Source organism: Microbacterium sp. DT81.1, assembly GCF_049844955.1.
GTDB lineage: Bacteria > Actinomycetota > Actinomycetes > Actinomycetales > Microbacteriaceae > Microbacterium.
This window is the reverse complement of sequence record NZ_JBNCMA010000009.1, coordinates 57885-75012: the sequence shown is the minus strand read 5'-3', so window position 1 is coordinate 75012 and position 17128 is coordinate 57885. Positions and strand designations below refer to the sequence as shown.

Here is a 17128-nt window from a genome sequence, read left to right as displayed (position 1 = left end):
CAGGCCGAGTCTTTCCTGTCCCATGCCGGGTTCGGTGTGCAGGCCGTCGTCGACGGCGCGCTCGTGGTCGCCGGACGGCCGCTGTGGGTTGAGGATCAGTGGAGCGTGCATCCGCCGATCACCCACCGCACAGAGGCAGAGACCCTCGAAGCAGCCGGCGCCACCGTGATCGCGGTCGCCCGCGACGGCGAGTTCCTCGGCACCATCGCCGTCGCGGACACCGTCAAGCCGACCAGCGCCGAAGCAATCACACGATTCCGCACCCTCGGTCTCTCGCCGGTGCTGCTCACCGGCGACAACGCCGGCGCCGCGCAGCACATCGCCAACCAGGTCGGCATCGATGAGGTCCGCGCCGGGGTCACCCCGGCCGGGAAGCTCGAGGTGATCCGTCAGCTGCAAGCCGCCGGCCGGGTCGTCGCCATGGTCGGCGACGGCGTCAACGACGCCGCAGCCCTGGCCGCAGCGGACCTCGGTGTCGCCATGGGCGGCGGCACGGACGCGGCGATCGCCGCCTCCGATGTCACGATCGCCTCCGGAGACCTGCTCGTCGTGGTCGACGCGATCCGGCTGTCCCGCCGCACCCTGGGCACCATCAAGGGCAACCTGTTCTGGGCATTCGCGTATAACATCGCCGCGATCCCGATCGCGATGCTCGGCCTGCTCAACCCCCTGGTCGCCGCGGCCGCGATGGCGCTCTCCTCGGTGTTCGTGGTCACCAACAGTCTCCGCCTGCGCAGCTTCCGCCCCCACCCCGCACCCGCTGTTGCGGCGCCCGCGCGGGCCGACCGGACGGTGCAGCCGGCCTGAGCCGGTCTACCCTGGACACGAGGGAGGTGACATGTCGATGATCGCTCTGGCGCAGCGTCTGCGTCCCGGCCCGCGCGGGCTGGGTCGCTCGGTCCTGCTGCTCATCGCTGTCACTGTCGCGATCATCGTCGGGCTGCTCGCGATGCACTCCCTGAACAGTCACACCGAGACCGCCGCACCGTCAACCGCGGCCGCGATGCACGAGCACGGCACCGCCAGCGTGGGCGTCACCGACCACGGCACCACCCAGCCGGCGACCGACGGGGACTGCGCGGACTGTGGCGGGCACGCCAGCATGCTGGCGATGGCCTGCGTCCTCGCGCTCCTGATCGTCTCGCTGCTGCTCTTCCTCCCGCGCGTGGGCGTCACCTGGGGGGCCGCGCTGCGCGCGGGCCCGGCCCTGATCGCCCGTGCCGCTGTCCTTCCTCGACCACCTTCCCTTCTGGTTCTCTGCATCAGTCGCACCTGAGGAGTGCTGTTAGCCGACCCGTTTGCGGGTGGGCACAGCATTCGCGCGCCCGGGCACTGGCTCGTGCGCTCATATACGACTGAGGAGAATCTAATGAAGAACCGTGCCGCGGCAACCGCCGCGATCACCCTGACCGCCCTGCTCGCCCTCGCTGGCTGCGCCAGCACCACCAGCAGTGGCGGGATGGACAACATGCCCGGAACGGGCTCATCGGCATCCGCATCCCCGGCCGCCGACGTGAACAACGCCGACATGCAGTTCACGATGATGATGATCCCGCACCACGAGCAAGCGGTCGAGATGGCTGACATGATCCTCGCCAAGGACGGCATCGACGAACGCGTCCTCACTCTTGCCGAGCAGATCAAGGCAGCCCAGGGCCCCGAGATTGAGCTGATGGAGTCCTGGCTCGACGAGTGGGGCACCCCGATGGGGGACATGGACGGCATGGACCACGGGGGGATGATGTCCGACACCGACATGCAAGCCCTCGAGGATGCCACCGGTGCCGAGGCCTCTCGCCTGTTCCTGGAGCAGATGATTGTCCACCACGAGGGTGCGATCGAGATGGCCCAAGACGAGGTCGATAACGGGCAGAACCCCGACGTGATCGCCCTTGCAGAGAACATCATCGCCTCCCAGACAACCGAGATCGCCACCATGGAGGACATCCTCGCGACCCTCTGACCGACAGGGGCCGGCCGCACCCGACGGCCGGCCCGCTGTCTCCGGAGAACGCCATTATGAGCCCTCATACCCGCACCCTCGTCGCTGTCACCCTCGCCGGGGCACTGATCCTCTCCGCCACCGGCTGCACCGCTGCCCCCGGCAGTAAAACCTCACCCGCCCTCATTCCGCATGTCCACGATGTCGCGTTCGATCTGGACGGGGCGCTGCTGGTCGGCGCGCACACCGGTGTCTATCTGGTCGACCTCACCACCGATGAGGTCTCCCTCGTCGGTAAGACCACATTCGATGCGATGGGTCTCACCGTCCAGGGCGATACGATCCTCGCGTCCGGCCACCCTGACCCGGCCAACCAGGACCACACGTTCACACCCCCCAACGTGGGCCTGGTCCGCTACAGCGACGCCGGCTGGGAGCAGGTGTCGTTGGCAGGCGTCACCGACTTCCACATGCTCGCCGCCACCCCCGCCGCACCCGAGATCCTCCTCGGGCTCCCCTCGGACCGGCCCGTCCTGGCGGAGAGTACCGATGCCGGGCAGACCTGGGCGGATCTTGCCCCGCTGACCGCCCGTGACATCAGCATCGACACAGCCCGGGCCGACATCGTCACCGCCACCACGCCGGACGGGCTGATGGTCAGCCGAGACGGCGGCACCACCTTCTCGCCGGTGCCGAACGCCCCCGCCCTGCTGGTCATCACGGCCGATCCGACGGTGGAGGAAGGGATCATCGGCGTCGACACCGACGGCACCATCTGGACCGGGGCAACAACGCCGGGTGCCGTCTGGGAGACCGCCGGGCACGCCACCGGCACCGCGTCCGCGATCGCCGTGAGCTGGGAGGGGATCGTCGCGATCGCCGACGAGGGCGGAGTCCGCACCACATCCGACGCAGGGAACACCTGGCGAGTCGTCATCAGAACCGAGCCCACCTCATGAGCACGCCGCATCGGCTTCACGGAGCAGGAGAACAGAAATGAACGGAACTACGCGCACCGTCGTCCTGGAAGTCGAGGGAGTCTCCTGGGCATCCTCGAAGTCGATCGTCGAATCGACGCTTCTCCGCCAGCCCGGGGTAACGGATGTCGAGGCGAACCCGGTTTCCCAGACCGCAAACGTCTCCTACGACCCACAGCTCACCTCACAAGCACAGCTGCGGCAGTGGATCATCGACTGCGGCTACCACTGCGCCGGGCAGTCCGTCCCCGAGCACATCTGCGATCCCGCTCACGACCCCGACCATGCACACGACGCAGGCGTGACGGTGGCGCGCACCCGACCTTCCGCAGATGCGCACCCGGGTCACGGCGCCGACGCGGGCACGCCGATGCACGATCATGCGGTGGCCCCTGCTGAGCCTTCGGGGCACGATGCCCACAGTGGGCATGGGGAGGGGATGGCTGCTCGTACGAGCCAGGATGCGATGGGGCACGGCGGGAGCCATGCGGGGATGTCGATGGCGGCGATGATCCGCGATATGCGCAACCGGTTCATCGTCGCCGCTGTCTTGTCGGTGCCGATCATCCTGTGGTCACCGATCGGCCGCGAAGTGCTCGGTTTCACCGTTCCCGCACCGTTCGGGCTCCGCGATGACGTGTTCTCGCTGATCCTGTCCCTACCGGTGATCTTCTACTCCGCCTGGATCTTCTTCGACGGCGCCTGGCGTGCCCTTCGGGCTCGCACCCTGGACATGATGGTGCTGGTCGCCGTCGGTGTCGGCACCGGCTGGCTCTACAGCGTCGTGGTCACCCTCACCGGCGGCGGGGAGGTGTTCTACGAGGCTGCCACTGTGCTGGCAAGCTTCGTCCTGCTCGGCCACTGGGTGGAGATGCGCGCCCGTGGAGGGGCGAACGACGCCATCCGCACCCTCCTCGAGCTCGCCCCGCCCCGAGCGGTCGTGCTCCGCGACGGCGAAGAGGTCGAAGTTCCCACCGCCGAGGTCGTCCCCGGGGACCTCATGCTGGTGCGACCCGGCGCGAAGATCCCGACCGACGGCACCGTCGAAGAGGGCGACTCCGAGATCGACGAATCCATGGTGACCGGAGAGAGCCTGCCCGTTGTCAAGACGCCGGGCTCGGAGGTGATCGGCGCCACCGTCAACACCACCGGAACCCTTCGCATCCGAGCCACCAAGGTCGGCGCCGACACCGCCCTCGCTCAGATTGTCGCCCTTGTCCAGGAAGCGCAGAACTCCAAAGCCCCAGGGCAACGCCTCGCCGATCGGGCCGCGTTCTGGCTGGTGCTGGTCGCCCTGATCGGCGGCACGGTCACATTCCTAGTCTGGTGGCTGATCGGCGCCCCGGTGCCCACCGCGATCCTGTTCGCCATCACCGTCGTGGTGATCACCTGCCCCGACGCTCTGGGCCTGGCAACCCCGACCGCCATCATGGTCGGCACCGGTCTCGGCGCCAAACGCGGCGTGCTGTTCAAGAACGCCGGCGCGCTCGAATCGGCGGCGCACATCGACACTGTCGTGCTGGACAAGACCGGCACCCTCACCAAGGGCGAACCCGAAGTGACCGACTACATCCCCATCGGGATGAACGACATCGAACTGCTCTCCCTTGCCGCCGCTGCGGAGCGCGAGTCCGAGCACCCCCTCGCCAAAGCCGTCGTCGCCTACGCCGACGCCCGCAACATTCCCCGCCGCACCGCCAGCTCATTCCGCAACGTCACCGGCCTCGGCGCCGTCGCAACAGTCGACGGCCACAGAGTGGTGATGGGCAACGCCCGACTGATGGCCGACGAAGGAATCGACATCAGCTCCATCGCCGCCGCCCAAAACGAACTCGCCGCCACCGGACGCACCGCCATCGCATTCGCCGTCGACGGCAAAGCCGCCGGCGTGATCGCCCTCGCCGACGCGCCACGCGAGACCGCCGCAGCGGCGATCACCGCACTGCACGAATCCGGCATCGAGGTGGTGATGCTCACCGGCGACAACGCACCCACAGCCAAACGCATCGCCGCGCTGCTAGGAATCGACACCGTCATCGCCGAAGTGCTCCCCGAGGACAAGTCCGCCAAGATCGCCGAACTGCAACGCTCAGGCAAGAAGGTCGCCATGGTCGGCGACGGCGTCAACGACGCCCCCGCCCTCGCACAAGCCGACCTCGGCATCGCGATCGGAGCCGGCACCGACGTCGCCATCGAAACCGCCGACGTCGTACTGATGCGCTCCGACCCGCTCGACGTGGCAACCGCGCTACGCATCGGCAAAGGCACCGTCCGCAAAATGCGCCAGAACCTCGGATGGGCCATCGGCTACAACGCCGTCGCACTACCCATCGCCGCAGGCGTGTTCTACCCGTCGCTGGGCATCATGCTCACACCCGAGATCGCCGCAATCACCATGTCCGGCTCCAGCGTCATCGTCGCCGTCAACGCACTCATGCTGAAGCGACTCCGCCTCCCCGCCCCGGCCGCCCCGACGGAAAAACATTCCGCTCCGTCTCCCGTGCCCAGCGGCGACCGAGCGTGACGTACGCCTAGCCCAAGCTCGTGGCCAGCACGGCCGTGACCTCGAACAAAAATGAGAACGCCCATGTCAGAAAACGCCACCCAAAGCGCGGCACTGGTGACCGACCCGGTCTGCGGCATGCAGATCGATCCCCAGACAGCCGTCACCACCCGCGAGCACGACGGAACCACCTTCTACTTCTGCTCACCCGGCTGCGCCGCCGCATTCGACGCCGACCTCCACCGCTACGGTCACCCCCACGCGGCACAGTGATCCCCCCACCGCCTGTGTCGCCCGTCCGCAAGCGGGTCGGTCACCGCGACGCTGGCTCGGCACGCCCCGAGTAGAGCTGCACCGCCTCTCTCGGCCCCCCTCAGTTCCCGTAGCACCTGCCCGGTGTGAATTCGCATTTGGGTGCGTCAAACGCATCAGCATGCGCTGGCGACCAGACCCGCCCGGACGGCCGTCCAAGACGTCCGCCGGCCGCCGAAATGTCCATTTGGACAGCGCGTGGACAAGTGTCCTGCGAAATGGACAACTCCAAAAAAGACCTACACCGGACCTCTTGACAGCGGGCTGGCCATCGACATACTGTTGTGCATGTCAGATACACAACTTTATGGAGGTTTTGCCATGCGTGCACTCCCCGTCCCTCGAGACACCGTCGACCTTCTGGTCACCGCGGCGCTCATCAGCAGCACCGACATCACCCAGTCGCCCGCACGGCTGCCGATCATCACCCCCGGGCAGTCGCCCGAAGCTGTCCTCGCCGGCGCCGATCGCATCGGTCAGCAGCTGTGGGGTGAGAACTACGCCAGCGTGAGCTTCGCGAACGGCTGCAGCGTCATCGCACCCCGGTACGAGTGGCGGCCGGTCGCCGAGCTCATGGGCGATCGCGTGGACGTCGAGCAGATCCTGCAGATCGAGCGCAGCCGGCTCTACATGGAGGAGGTCTCCTGCCACCACAACGAGTGGGACGACTCCCCCGCGCGGAACCACCTGCGCCGCCTCGGGCAGAGCATCGAGGCGCGGCTGCACTTCCACCCACGCGACGTCTCCGCCGAGATCCCCGGGGTCGTCGAGTACGTCGGCCTCAGCCGCGCGGTGGACGAGTGGACGCGAGAGGTCGGTTTCCGCACATCGCTCGCGGTCGAGGCCGCGCGCAACCCGCAGGACGTGGGCGACCGGTGAGCGTCGCAGCACCGCGTGAGCGCGCGGGGATCTCCGACGATCTCCTCACCCGTCTGCGCCGGATGATCAGCGGTTTGGTCGCTCTCGTCTTGGTCGCCGGCGCCAGCTGGCTCGGGATCGTCCTCGCCCCGCACATGGGGAAGATCCTCCTGACCGCCTTCGCGGTCGTGCTGCTCTGGCTGGTCATCGTCAGCGTGGTCGATTTCTTCCGCGATAGCTGAGCCGACGATGCCGGCCTACGAGGTCACATGGACGCAGGCGGCGATCGCGACGGCCGTCGTCGACGTCGAGCTCGAGGAGCTCGCGCGCTGGGCGATCGCGGTCGGCGTCGTCCGATCGGGACCGGAACCGGAAGCCGCGGACGCCGTTGCTCTGCATCGGTCCCTCGAGCGGAACCCACATCTGCGCGATGCGGTGCTTCGGCTCTATGCCACCCGCCGACCGTAGCCCGAACGCACGACTGAGGGGCGCCCCACTGGGACGCCCCTCAGTCGTGTGCGGTCACGCCAGCCGGGTGGCGAGCTCGTCGATCTTGTCGGGACGGAAGCCCGCCCAGTGATCCTCATCCGTGATCACGACCGGCGCCTGCAGGTAGCCGAGCGCTTTCACCTGCTCGAGCGCAGCCGGGTCTGCCGACAGGTCGAGCACGTCGTATTCGATGCCCTTCGAGTCCAGCGCGCGGTAGGTCGCCGTGCACTGCACGCAGGACGGCTTCGTGTACACCGTGATTGCCATGTGTCTCATCCTCCTCTCTTGGTTCGTAGTTTCTGGTCAGGGTCAGACACGGTCGCGCGCGCGGCGGCGCGATGCCACGATGAGCGCGACCAGGACGAGGATCAGCCCGGCGACCACGATGATCTGTGGCCAGCCGAAACCGATGCCGTCGACGAACGGGATCACCACCTCATCCCCCGCCGCGAGCAGGTGGTACTGCACCATCCAGTTGCGCACCGGGATGAGCAGCACCCCGAACGAGAACATGCCCGTGGCCATCCCGCCGCACAGCATGAACATCAGGGTCAGGAGGTCGTCTTCGTTCTCGGCGACGGACTGCGTCATGAGAACCAAACCTCCTCAGGGGTGGGCGCGGGCAGGTCGGGGTAGCGGAGCTCGGTGGCACGGTCCTCGAGCACGCACACGTACTCGCCGGCGAAGTCCTCGGCTCGCGAGGGCGGGCCACCCTGCTCGATCGCGTAGTCGAACGCCTGGCCTCGTGCGAGCTCGAGGCGGTCTGTCGTGGTCTGCATGATGGCTCCTCTCACGCCGCTTCGGGGCGTCGGTAGGTGAGTACTTCGGTGTCGGGCATGGTCAGCAGTCCCTCGTCGCCGGACTCGAGCTCGCGGTACTCGATCACGAGCTCGTCGTCCTCGACGATGTCCGGCTCCACGGATTCCACGACCACCCAGACGCCCAGGCTCGAATCCGACAGCAGGAGATCTCCGACAGAAAGATCAGCGGGTGTTCCCTCGACGATCTCCCCGTAGCCGTCGAGGCCGTCATCGGCGCTCCGGTCCTCGCCGGCGTCCACGTCGACGTCGTCGGGCTGGAACTTGACGGTGGCTTTCCGGGCGCCGAGCGCGACCACATTGCTCGGGAGTTGCGGGGCGCTCTCCACCACGGGCGGCTCTTCACCGTCGAACACCGTGATTCGCGCCGTGGCCCACTCGTTGTAGGTCGGCGGGAGCTCCTCATCTTCGGAGTAATCAGGCGAGGGCTCGACGATCGTCTTACGCGGATGGTCCGTTTCGATCGGGGTGAGGGTGCGCAGCTGCTCCCACTCCGCCTCGTCCGTCTTGTCGAGCTTGGCCGGATCGGGCGTGTAGTGGGTCTGAACCTCAACCGGCAGCGAGTCGGCGCTAAGGGTGACGCCGCGGCCGCGCTTGTTGCGAGGCAGCGCCACACCGATCGCAGGGGAATCCCACATCATCATGGCGCCCTGCGGAGAGAGCCGGCCGAGGGAAAGACGGGCTCCGAAGTTATCTCGCATTTCACCGCCGAGAAACTCGACGTCGGGGCGCTGGATGCCCAGGAGCATGTGGATCTTCGCGCTACGTGCGAGGCGGGCCAGATCCGAGAGGAGCTCGAGCACCGGAGCCTGAGTGGGGCCACCCTTCGGCTTGACCGTCTTGTACCAGCGCTGCACGCGCGCCTTGAACGTGGCGTATTCGTCGATGATCAGCGCGAGCGGCTCGAAGTCCTCGAGGCGAGCGGTGCCCTGCTCGAGTTGGGTGTACCGCTGCTCCATGAGCTCATGGGCGGCATGCAGCATCCGCACCTGGTGCTCGACCCGGGCCGCGACGAGCTCGACGTTGGGCCAGGCGCGGAACCCGGCGAACTCGATACGCTTCCCGTCGAGCACCCACACCCGCCAGCGCGCCTGCGCCAGGTGAGTGAGAACGGTGTGCTGGAACGACGTCTTGCCGGATCCGGTGCCGCCGATGACGAGCATGTGTGGCGAGACCGATGGCTGCCACGACTGCACCTTGCCGTCCTCGTCAATGCCGATCGGGATCATGAAGGACTTGTACTCGGCGTGCGTCAGCTGCTTCGTCGACGGGGCCGGCTCGTGCAGAACCATGTCCGGCATCGGCGGGCGGATCTCGAAGGTGACCTCATCGCCCTCGAGATCCCAGTGCGCCCGCCAGCGACCGGGCAGCATCGACGAGAGCAGCTTCCCGATCTGCATCCGCCGTGCCGGGATCGCCAGCCGCGGCCCCATGTCGTACTTCACCTTCATGCGCCGGACTTCACCGCTATCGGGATCCGCGGTGACGTCGACCGTCGAACTCTCCCCCAGCAGGATCTTCGCCACCTGCTCGGCGCGCTGATACTCACGAGAGACCGGCGCGCTCGGCGGGGCGAGCTCGAGCACGATCCGGCACCGGCGGGGCACATGCTTGAGCACCCGGTACTCCTCGCCGAGCCGACGCGAGAACGACGTGACGATCTGGTCGACGAATCGAGGATCACGATCGTCGACGCGCGGCGCGTACCTGACCGTCACCCGCCGCGGCACACCCACCCAGCCGCGGGTCCACTTCGATGCCCGAACGAGATCCCGAGTGGGCCGTTGCGCACCCAGCGCCGGGAGCACCGCTTCGATCCCCGGATCGAGCCGGCTCTGCTTCTGGTAGGTCCGAACCCCGGACGCAATCGACACCACCGCGATCACCACGGACACGACCCACACCAACGCGATCGCATCAGTGAAGTGGGCCTGCATATTCACCCCGGTCAGCACGATGCCGGCCGCGAGCACGACCAGCGCCGGGATGATGCCTGTGATCTGTCGACGGGGCAGCACCCCGAGCGAGATGACCGGCGCAGACGTTGAACGTGCCGGCGGGCGCGCTACTCGGGTCGCCATCGGATGCCTCCTGACCAGGCCGCGGCTCTCGCGGCTCTCTGAGTCATATAGGCCTCGCGAACCGCCCTTCGCGGACAGTCAGCGCGCAAATCTCTCACCGTCGACGGGCGTCGATAATGGGTCCGGTGCCCGTGTTGCTGAGATATTGCAGCGGTACTGCGGAGGCCCCCTGTCCGATGACATTGATTCTGTAGTCCGTGCCGTTGATCTTGAGGTGGACGTCCGCGGAATCTCGCGGTTCGTCGGCGCACCTCGACCGGCAGGTTGGCGTGGCAGCGACAGCGAATCTGTAGTCCGTCGGAGTGCCAGGCACGTGCGAACGCCGTCATTCCGGGCTTCATCGGAACGAACGACGCGTCAAGCGCCCCAAACCACAGAATCGATGGCAAAAACTACATGTGCGTTGCCACCGGACACCCCCCCACGCGCATATCGACGCAATATCCGCGCCATACTCGCGCTTGACACCCGTGGTAGGCTGACCGCGCAGCGCCCGAAGGAGCTAGCGGAGCGGTCAGTCCCCCCACCGCTGTAAGTAATATCCAGTCTCCGCAACATCCCCGCAGCATCAGCGCCTCCTCTGCGCTATCTCGCTGCAGGTCGATCACCGCCCCGATCTCGGGGACTACTCCCCCGCGCTCGATTGATCGCCGAGGCAGGCCGCGGCCCAGTCAGTCCTGAGTGGCGGTGCCGCCGCGGCGGGTCTCCCACTCGCGACGCATCCACTCCCCCTGACGGAGCGCGGCCGCCCGGCTCACACCTCTCGCCGAGTCAGGTGCCGGCGCGAACGGTGCGCCGCCGTTGTGCTCCTGCTCGAGCTCCACGGCCGCGGCCGTGAACAGCGACTCCACGACCGAGGACAATGCGGGCGATGAGGCGTCCCGAAGAGCCCACCAGGTGGCCTTGATGCGCACGTGCAGGTCCGCGGGCAGGTAGTAGGCGACGAGACGATGATCGGCCGACGCGGTTCCGCGTGGGCCCTGCGCACCCTTCGGCGCCGGAGGGAAGGGGGCGCCGGCGTTGTGCTCGAGCTCGACGCGGGTGACGTACTCGAGGAAGATCCGCTCGACGAGAGCAGAGAGTGTGGGGGCGCCGTCACTGAGTTCGCGGGTGCCCCACCATGCGGCCTTGAGGCGCGCGTGCAGCGCTGCTGGCAGGAAGTACGACACGGAGCGATATCCGGTCGCCGTCGTGCGGGCAGCGGGGCCGGACTCTGCCGGATCGTTGACGTCGGGATCGTCTCGATCGGTCACGAATCACCGTCTAGAAAATGGAGGGGTTTCACCCGTGGGTGGCGGGCATTCCGTAGCCTACCCGCCCCGTTTTCCAGACGCTCCCCGGCGCTCCCGGGTGCTACTGGCAGGAGCCTACGGGGCAGAGATCCACGCCCCACAAAGCGAAAAAGTCCTCCGGGTTGACGAAATTCTGATGCTCAGGGAGGGTCGCCGGCCGCGGCAGGCGGGTGTCGTTCTGGGAGAGGACGAGCTTGGCGACCTCGGCGTTGGTGTTGTTGGCCACGTTGATCCGGAGATCCAGGTGGCACCCGCCGGAGGGAGGCACGTTGCCTACGACGCCGATCTGCTGACCCGCCTCGACGGTGTCGCCGACGTCGACGAGGCGCTGGGTCTTGTACATGTGCAGGTAGGAGACCACGTACCCGTCAGCGTGCTCGATCGATAGCCACAGCGCGCTCGAGAGGACGACCTTGCCGGGGAGAATCGCGTAGACCGGGTCGCCGCAGGGGTCAGGCCACCGCTGCAGGTCGATGGCGGCGTGCCAAGTCGAGGCGCCCGGTACATCGATGTCGCGGGGGCCGTAGCCGCTGGTCATGTTGTAGTCGGAGTGCAGCGGCAGCTGGATCTCTCCGCTGATGGTCCCGGGGGTGCACCCGCCGCCGACGATGCCGTTGCCGAGAGCGCTGATCAGCTGCTCGGCGGCGGGTTCCCACTTGTCGTAGGCGTCGGGGAACGCGCTGACCTGCACCGTCTGCGCCGCGACGCCGGGCTGCATGCTCTCCCACCCCGGCACATCCAGCAGGCCGCGTGGGGAGCCGCCGTTGGGGCCGGTGGGTCCGCCGAAGAACGCCTTGATCGAGTAATCCAGGTTCATGAGCTCCGCGACGGTGCCCCACCCGGACACACGCTGCTGGAACGGGTTGACGCTGTCGTGATCGCTGCCGACCGCGTCGTGGTCATACTCGAGCGATTCCGGCACTGAGGAGTTCGCGTACATGCGCAGCCGCGATTCCTGCAGCGCGGTCATCAGCGCGATCTTGAGGCCCTTGTCGGAGACGCTCAGGTCACGGCCGACGGTGATGATGCGGACAGCGATCGCGATCTGCTTCGCGTCCAGCGTCACCGTGCTTCCGCTGGTGCCGTAGGGGATCTCCATCGAGTCGGTAGGTGCCGCCGTCGTCGACGCGGCCGGCGTCGTTGACGAGCTCCCCCAGCCCGTCGACGAGGGCGGTACGCACGAGTCCTCCCCGACCGCGCCGGCCGCGGACGCGATCACGCCCATGAACAGCGCGAAGAACCCGCCGATGACCATGACAGCGACGAGCGAGAGGATGGCGACGATCGCGATCAGCCGCTTGCCGAACGATCCGCCCTCCCCCTCGTCCATGGCCACGTCAGTCATCAGCGGGCGAGCTCCTGGGGCCGGTACGCCTCAAGCTGGCGGCGGCGCTCGAGCGCACGAGTCGACGGGCGCTGCGTGGGCCGCGGGGGAAGCGAGGAGATGTCCTGCACGCCCGTCGACGGCTTGCGGCGCGCGGTGGCCACGCCTCGAGAGTCGACCTCGATCCGGCTGGCTGCGGGGGTCTCTGCCGCTCTGACAACCTTGAGCTCGCCCACGTCGACCGGGGTCGGTATGACGCGGCGGGCTGTGGCGGCCGCTGCGGCCGAGGCGGCTTTGTTGGTGGTCTTGTTGAGCGCGGCCTTGCCGACCACGATCGCGCCAGCTGCCACACCGCCGGCGACTCCCCCGCTGGCTGCGCCCTTGGCGATCGTGGCCGTCCCCTTCGCGACGGACGTCGCGGTAGACGCCGCACTGAGAGCCTTACGCGCCGTCCCCCCCGCACCAACCGAGGGACCAGACGGCCCGGAGCGGCCTCGGCCGCCTCCTGCGCCGCCCTGAGGGCCTGCGCCGGGGTCGCGGACCTGGGTGAACGTGATCGGGTCCGCGGCCGGCGCAGCGGCCGCCTGCGGCAGTGGGGCTGCCGCCGTGGGTGGGCTCGAGGGACGGCGCCGCACCAGATCTTTGGCGGTGTTGGCCATGCTGGCGATTGCGCTCATTTTCAGGAGAGCGTTGGAGTCCTTCGGGCCGGGCTTCATCCCGAGGCCGAGCTTGTTCAGGTGCCCGGCGACGCCGCGGCCGGCGCGGAGGGTCGCCCGGCGTGCCCGCCAGATCAGCACGATCACGATGATCAGGAAGATGATCAGGAACACCATCCGCAGCTGGTGCGGTAGGAATCCGGTCTGCCCCATGATCCAGGTCGTGAGTTTGAGATAGAGCGCCAGGCATACGGTCATCACCGCGAGGCTGATCGCCCCCATGTACGTGTCCGAGAGGGCCTTCCACAGCGGGTCGCGGTTGACGGGGAGGATGCAGAGGTAGACCAGCAGCATCGACTTGATCGCGGCGATCAGGAAGAACACCACCGAGACCATCAGCAGCCCGGCGATCACCATCCCGAAGACGAACATGACGCTGACGCCACCGCCGGCCACGATCGCGTTGAGGATGTTCATGCCGCCCGGGTTATCGTGCGCGAACTGGGCAGCCTCGGGCGCGCAGTCCCGTAGCGAGGTCTGAGGTTCGCCGGACTGGATGAACGTGTCAAAGGGGGCTTGGCAGGTGTCGGGGAGTACCTGGGCGTACGAGATCACCTGGTACGGGATCCGCACGAAGATGTCCATCAGCGTCGCGTTCACCGCAGTCGACATGGAGCCGTCACCGGTCTGCGCGTCGGGGTCGACGACGATCGAGTTAGCCAGCTGCCCTCCGAAGGTCTGAGCGTTTTCCAGCACGCCGCCGGAGGCGGTCAGGGTGGCTACCGGGTTGGCGAGCGCGCCGACTGCGAGGACGGCCAAGACCGCGGCCACGAGCATTTCCCAGAGCCCGCCTGAGACTCGGCCGACGTAGATGGCGATGCCGCCCACGAGGGCGCTGATTACCAACGCAAACGGGATCCAGGTGACCGTGCCCAGCTGCTCCTGCAGCCAGAGCGCAAGGGTATTGAACGGGGTGGCTAGCCAGGCGACCCACTCGAAGCTGAGCAGGAAGTCGAACAGCCAGAGAATGACGCCGGTGAAGAAGTACTGGATCGACCAGAGCAGCTGCACGCCGAAGTTGACGACAACCGTGCCGGGGGTCCAGACGTCGCCGGCGCTGATGTCGATCACCCCGTACTGGGAGAAAGCATTGCCGCGGCTGTCGATGTAGTCGACGCCCTCGGGGAGGAAGCTCACCGCGGCGTGAGCGGCCTGGCTCTGAACGAAGGTGAGATAGCCGATCAGCGAGACCGTGGCGAGGATTCGAGCGAGGATCGGATGCCCATGTGCCCAGACCCTGGCACGCCACATCCAACCCCCCATCGTCCGGAACGCATCGGCGTAGAAGGTGATCATGAGATCTCCACGGGAGACGAGGGAGTGGACAGCACCGCCTGGCGGCGGTCGGGGCGGGCAGGAAGCGTCTTGCGGAACTTTCCGTATCGGCCGCGGATGTCGCGCATGAGGCCTTCGCCGCGGCGCTCGAGGGGAACCTTCCGGTCGGGGCCGATGGGGCTCAGGTCTGTCATGACCTCGCGCACGAGCTCGGGGACGACCGGCAGGCCGAGCCACTCAAGGGCTCGCTTGGCGAGCGTTTCGTCTCTCTGGCGCATGACGAAACGGATGGGGATCAGGCCGCGGGTGACCTCGTCGCCGAAGTCGTGCGGGTCGTGTGAGCCGACCGCTGCCGCGGCGGCATGCTTGCGGCCGTCGCGGAAGAACGTCTGCAGTTCGGCCTGACCGTCTCGGGAGGCGGTGATGTGGTGGGCCTCGTCGAAGATCGCCAGAGCGAACTGCGAGCGGTCCATGAAGCACACTTCGCGGGTCAGCTGCGCGAGCATCGCGTACATGGCGCGGCCAACGATCTTCTCGATCGGCAGCTGCCGGAACAGGTGCTCGTTCTCGACCTCGGAACGGTCGGGGAGGCTGAGCCCGCGGGTGGTGAACACGATCGCGTCGGCCGAGAGATCCAGCGCCGGGATCTCGGGGTCGAACAGAACCGCCCCGAAGTCCTTGCTCGCCACGACACGGATGAGGCCGAGCAGTTCGGTGGCGGTCACGTTCTTCTCGCCTTGCTGCGCCAGGTGCGTCATCAGGGCGCCGAGACTCGTGATCTGGTGGGCTTCCATGTAGTCGGCCTCGAGGAGCCCTGACAGCTGCACGCCGCGGATGTCCATCGTCTGGATGCCGAGCATTAGAGAGAACAGCGACTGCACCATGCGGGCACCCTTACGCGGTCCCAGCACCCGGAGCGGGTCGAGCGAGTACTGCGGCTCGAGGAGATCCACGACGCGGGTCTTTTTGCCCGAGAGTGATGTGGCGAAGGTCGCGTACTCCTGCGCGACGGTGCGGTCCAACGCGACAATGCGACCGCCGCGGTCCAGAACGTCGCCGGCGATCGACTCGAGGAGCACGCTCTTGCCGGCGCCGAGCTCAGCGACCACCCCGAAGCTGCCGGAGGAGTCGGCGCGGATGTTGCCGTGGAGGTCGATCAGGATCGGGGTGTGCCGTCCGGTCGTGATGTTGTCGCCCAGGCGCAGCCCCCGGTCATCGCCGAGGGAACTGCTGACGATCGGCAGTCCAGAAGCGAACTCGCGGCCGGTGGTGATCTGCGACAGATCGCGCACGATCCGGGACGTCGGGACGCCCGGCTGCATCGCCCACCACAATTCCTCCTGGCCGCCGAGGGGCGCTTCGAGGAGGAAGTCGGAGGCTTTATAGTCGGCCGCAATGTACCGCGCACGGGCATGGGCGATCTCGGCCGTGGGGCCACCGACCGCGTAGATCACTGTCGCTTGAACCTCGACCTCCTTGTCGCTGGTGTTGAGGGAGGCGTGATAGGCCGCTAGGGTCTCCGCGACCTGGGCGAGATCCGAGCCGCTGCCAGTGATCGCGAGCGTTCCGGACTGCTGATCGACCTGGTCGAGAAGTTGCTCTTCGGCCCGCTTATTGCGGCGCTTGACAGCGTCGGCGCTGGTCACGGTCAGCCGGATCGCCCAGTCGACGTCGAGCTCGTAATGCTCGACGCGGGAGATCCACTCCACGCCGGGCATCAGCCACCCGCCCTTGGGGCCGCCGACGACCGCCTGCATGACTTGGTAGCTGGGTGCCTCGGAATGCGGGCTCTGCACCTTGAGGTAGCGGCGATTGAACGGCATGAAGCGCTTGAGCTCCGCCGGGGACAGGTCGGACTGGCCGCCCTCGTCGAGCCACGGGTTGGGCATCGCCGTGGGCAGCTGCGTCGCGGGGACTTCGGCGATACCGACGTCGTCGCCTTCGGGGACAGGCCCGTCAATGTCGAGCCCGCGGTGCTGGGAGTGCAGTGCCATCCACACCTGCTCTGCGACCGTGGCGGGACGAGCGTGGAAGTCGACGGGGATGCGGTGCTCGATCTCTTGCGCAGCCGCCATCGCAGCAGCGACCTCGACGGGCGCCGGCGTGATTCGCGGCAGGGCGAGCTGCTCGCGGAACTGCTCGAGGCCTGCACGCCAGGAGGCTCGCGAGCGTGTCCGCCAGCTGCCGGCGGACAGTGGGATGGCCAGCCAGTAGACGCGATCTCCCAGAGCGATCTCCTCGAGCGAGTCGAGGGTGAGCGCGCATTCCTCGGCCCACTCCGGCTGCGTGCGGATGTCGACGCCGTCGAGCATCTTGTCGACGATGTCGACGGGGTCGCTCGTGGCACACAGGCCGATCAGGAGGGCCTCACCCCGGAGGGACTGGAACAGGGCTTGGTGCTGGCCGAGCACCAGCTGGCGGAGCTCGTCGGTGCCATAGCCGTGAGGGAGGCCCTGCAGGCGCCAGGTGGCCCAGATGGTGCCGGATCGGGTCCACATGAGGTGTCCGGCGAAGTAGGCAGCGGGAATGCGCATTTGGGGG

General features: G+C 67.6%; 17 protein-coding genes. 9 read left to right on the top strand and 8 right to left on the bottom strand.

The window, feature by feature from the left end; genetic code table 11:
- The 9 genes from ACLQ2Q_RS20705 to ACLQ2Q_RS20665 form a co-directional block, all read left to right on the top strand.
- Positions 1–807: heavy metal translocating P-type ATPase (locus ACLQ2Q_RS20705; RefSeq protein WP_425823471.1), on the top strand; the 807-nt coding region annotated here is incomplete at its 5' end.
- A gap of 31 nt (positions 808–838) precedes the next feature.
- Positions 839–1276, top strand: a complete 438-nt coding sequence (locus ACLQ2Q_RS20700; protein WP_425823469.1) for a DUF6153 family protein — start codon at positions 839–841, stop codon at positions 1274–1276.
- Between the two features lie 93 nt (positions 1277–1369).
- Entirely contained in the window at positions 1370–1963 is a 594-nt protein-coding gene (locus tag ACLQ2Q_RS20695; RefSeq protein WP_425823467.1) for a DUF305 domain-containing protein, read from the top strand.
- Positions 1964–2019: 56 nt separating this feature from the next.
- The gene (locus tag ACLQ2Q_RS20690) at positions 2020–2901 is read left to right on the top strand and encodes a WD40/YVTN/BNR-like repeat-containing protein (protein WP_425823465.1); all 882 of its coding nucleotides are present in this window, start codon (positions 2020–2022) and stop codon (positions 2899–2901) included.
- Between the two features lie 37 nt (positions 2902–2938).
- Entirely contained in the window at positions 2939–5443 is a 2505-nt protein-coding gene (locus tag ACLQ2Q_RS20685) for a heavy metal translocating P-type ATPase (RefSeq protein WP_425823463.1), read from the top strand.
- A gap of 63 nt (positions 5444–5506) precedes the next feature.
- On the top strand, positions 5507–5695 hold the full coding sequence (locus tag ACLQ2Q_RS20680) for a YHS domain-containing protein (RefSeq protein ID WP_425823461.1): 189 nt from the start codon (positions 5507–5509) through the stop codon (positions 5693–5695).
- 360 nt (positions 5696–6055) lie between these two features.
- Positions 6056–6613 carry a hypothetical protein gene (locus tag ACLQ2Q_RS20675; protein ID WP_425823459.1) on the top strand — a complete coding sequence of 186 codons (558 nt, stop codon included), beginning with the start codon at positions 6056–6058 and terminating at the stop codon, positions 6611–6613.
- On the top strand, positions 6610–6834 hold the full coding sequence (locus ACLQ2Q_RS20670) for a hypothetical protein (protein WP_425823457.1): 225 nt from the start codon (positions 6610–6612) through the stop codon (positions 6832–6834). The genes ACLQ2Q_RS20675 and ACLQ2Q_RS20670 overlap by 4 nt, the downstream gene beginning before the upstream one ends.
- Before the next feature lie 7 nt (positions 6835–6841).
- Positions 6842–7060 (top strand): hypothetical protein, encoded by a 219-nt coding sequence (locus ACLQ2Q_RS20665; RefSeq protein WP_425823455.1) that lies wholly within the window; start codon positions 6842–6844, stop codon positions 7058–7060.
- Positions 7061–7114: 54 nt separating this feature from the next.
- Here the strand turns inward: ACLQ2Q_RS20665 and nrdH are convergent, their stop codons facing one another.
- The 8 genes from nrdH to ACLQ2Q_RS20625 all read right to left on the bottom strand — a co-directional run bounded on the left by nrdH (position 7115) and on the right by ACLQ2Q_RS20625 (position 17121).
- Complete coding sequence (nrdH, locus tag ACLQ2Q_RS20660) at positions 7115–7348, bottom strand: glutaredoxin-like protein NrdH (RefSeq protein WP_425823453.1); 234 nt, start codon at positions 7346–7348, stop codon at positions 7115–7117.
- A gap of 42 nt (positions 7349–7390) precedes the next feature.
- Positions 7391–7672: a hypothetical protein gene (locus ACLQ2Q_RS20655; RefSeq protein WP_425823451.1), complete on the bottom strand. Its 282-nt coding sequence runs from the start codon at positions 7670–7672 to the stop codon at positions 7391–7393.
- The gene (locus tag ACLQ2Q_RS20650) at positions 7669–7860 is read right to left on the bottom strand and encodes a hypothetical protein (protein ID WP_425823449.1); all 192 of its coding nucleotides are present in this window, start codon (positions 7858–7860) and stop codon (positions 7669–7671) included. The genes ACLQ2Q_RS20655 and ACLQ2Q_RS20650 overlap by 4 nt, the downstream gene beginning before the upstream one ends.
- A gap of 11 nt (positions 7861–7871) precedes the next feature.
- The gene (locus tag ACLQ2Q_RS20645) at positions 7872–9980 is read right to left on the bottom strand and encodes an FtsK/SpoIIIE domain-containing protein (protein WP_425823447.1); all 2109 of its coding nucleotides are present in this window, start codon (positions 9978–9980) and stop codon (positions 7872–7874) included.
- Between the two features lie 671 nt (positions 9981–10651).
- Positions 10652–11233 carry a hypothetical protein gene (locus ACLQ2Q_RS20640; protein ID WP_425823445.1) on the bottom strand — a complete coding sequence of 194 codons (582 nt, stop codon included), beginning with the start codon at positions 11231–11233 and terminating at the stop codon, positions 10652–10654.
- Positions 11234–11333: 100 nt separating this feature from the next.
- On the bottom strand, positions 11334–12617 hold the full coding sequence (locus ACLQ2Q_RS20635; protein ID WP_425823443.1) for a M23 family metallopeptidase: 1284 nt from the start codon (positions 12615–12617) through the stop codon (positions 11334–11336).
- Positions 12617–14608, bottom strand: coding sequence for a hypothetical protein (locus ACLQ2Q_RS20630; protein ID WP_425823441.1), 1992 nt, complete (start codon positions 14606–14608; stop codon positions 12617–12619). The genes ACLQ2Q_RS20635 and ACLQ2Q_RS20630 overlap by 1 nt, the downstream gene beginning before the upstream one ends.
- Entirely contained in the window at positions 14605–17121 is a 2517-nt protein-coding gene (locus ACLQ2Q_RS20625; RefSeq protein WP_425823439.1) for an ATP-binding protein, read from the bottom strand. Before ACLQ2Q_RS20625 ends, ACLQ2Q_RS20630 begins: the two co-directional genes overlap by 4 nt.
- Between the last annotated feature and the right edge of the window lie 7 nt (positions 17122–17128).

Coding starts and splice junctions, on each gene's coding strand:
- ACLQ2Q_RS20700 (WP_425823469.1), top strand. CDS start 839: ATGTCGATGATCGCTCTGGCGCAGCGTCTGCGTCCCGGCCCGCGCGGG.
- ACLQ2Q_RS20695 (WP_425823467.1), top strand. CDS start 1,370: ATGAAGAACCGTGCCGCGGCAACCGCCGCGATCACCCTGACCGCCCTG.
- ACLQ2Q_RS20690 (WP_425823465.1), top strand. CDS start 2,020: ATGAGCCCTCATACCCGCACCCTCGTCGCTGTCACCCTCGCCGGGGCA.
- ACLQ2Q_RS20685 (WP_425823463.1), top strand. CDS start 2,939: ATGAACGGAACTACGCGCACCGTCGTCCTGGAAGTCGAGGGAGTCTCC.
- ACLQ2Q_RS20680 (WP_425823461.1), top strand. CDS start 5,507: ATGTCAGAAAACGCCACCCAAAGCGCGGCACTGGTGACCGACCCGGTC.
- ACLQ2Q_RS20675 (WP_425823459.1), top strand. CDS start 6,056: ATGCGTGCACTCCCCGTCCCTCGAGACACCGTCGACCTTCTGGTCACC.
- ACLQ2Q_RS20665 (WP_425823455.1), top strand. CDS start 6,842: ATGCCGGCCTACGAGGTCACATGGACGCAGGCGGCGATCGCGACGGCC.
- nrdH (WP_425823453.1), bottom strand. CDS start 7,348: ATGGCAATCACGGTGTACACGAAGCCGTCCTGCGTGCAGTGCACGGCG.
- ACLQ2Q_RS20655 (WP_425823451.1), bottom strand. CDS start 7,672: ATGACGCAGTCCGTCGCCGAGAACGAAGACGACCTCCTGACCCTGATG.
- ACLQ2Q_RS20650 (WP_425823449.1), bottom strand. CDS start 7,860: ATGCAGACCACGACAGACCGCCTCGAGCTCGCACGAGGCCAGGCGTTC.
- ACLQ2Q_RS20645 (WP_425823447.1), bottom strand. CDS start 9,980: ATGGCGACCCGAGTAGCGCGCCCGCCGGCACGTTCAACGTCTGCGCCG.
- ACLQ2Q_RS20635 (WP_425823443.1), bottom strand. CDS start 12,617: ATGACTGACGTGGCCATGGACGAGGGGGAGGGCGGATCGTTCGGCAAG.
- ACLQ2Q_RS20630 (WP_425823441.1), bottom strand. CDS start 14,608: ATGATCACCTTCTACGCCGATGCGTTCCGGACGATGGGGGGTTGGATG.
- ACLQ2Q_RS20625 (WP_425823439.1), bottom strand. CDS start 17,121: ATGCGCATTCCCGCTGCCTACTTCGCCGGACACCTCATGTGGACCCGA.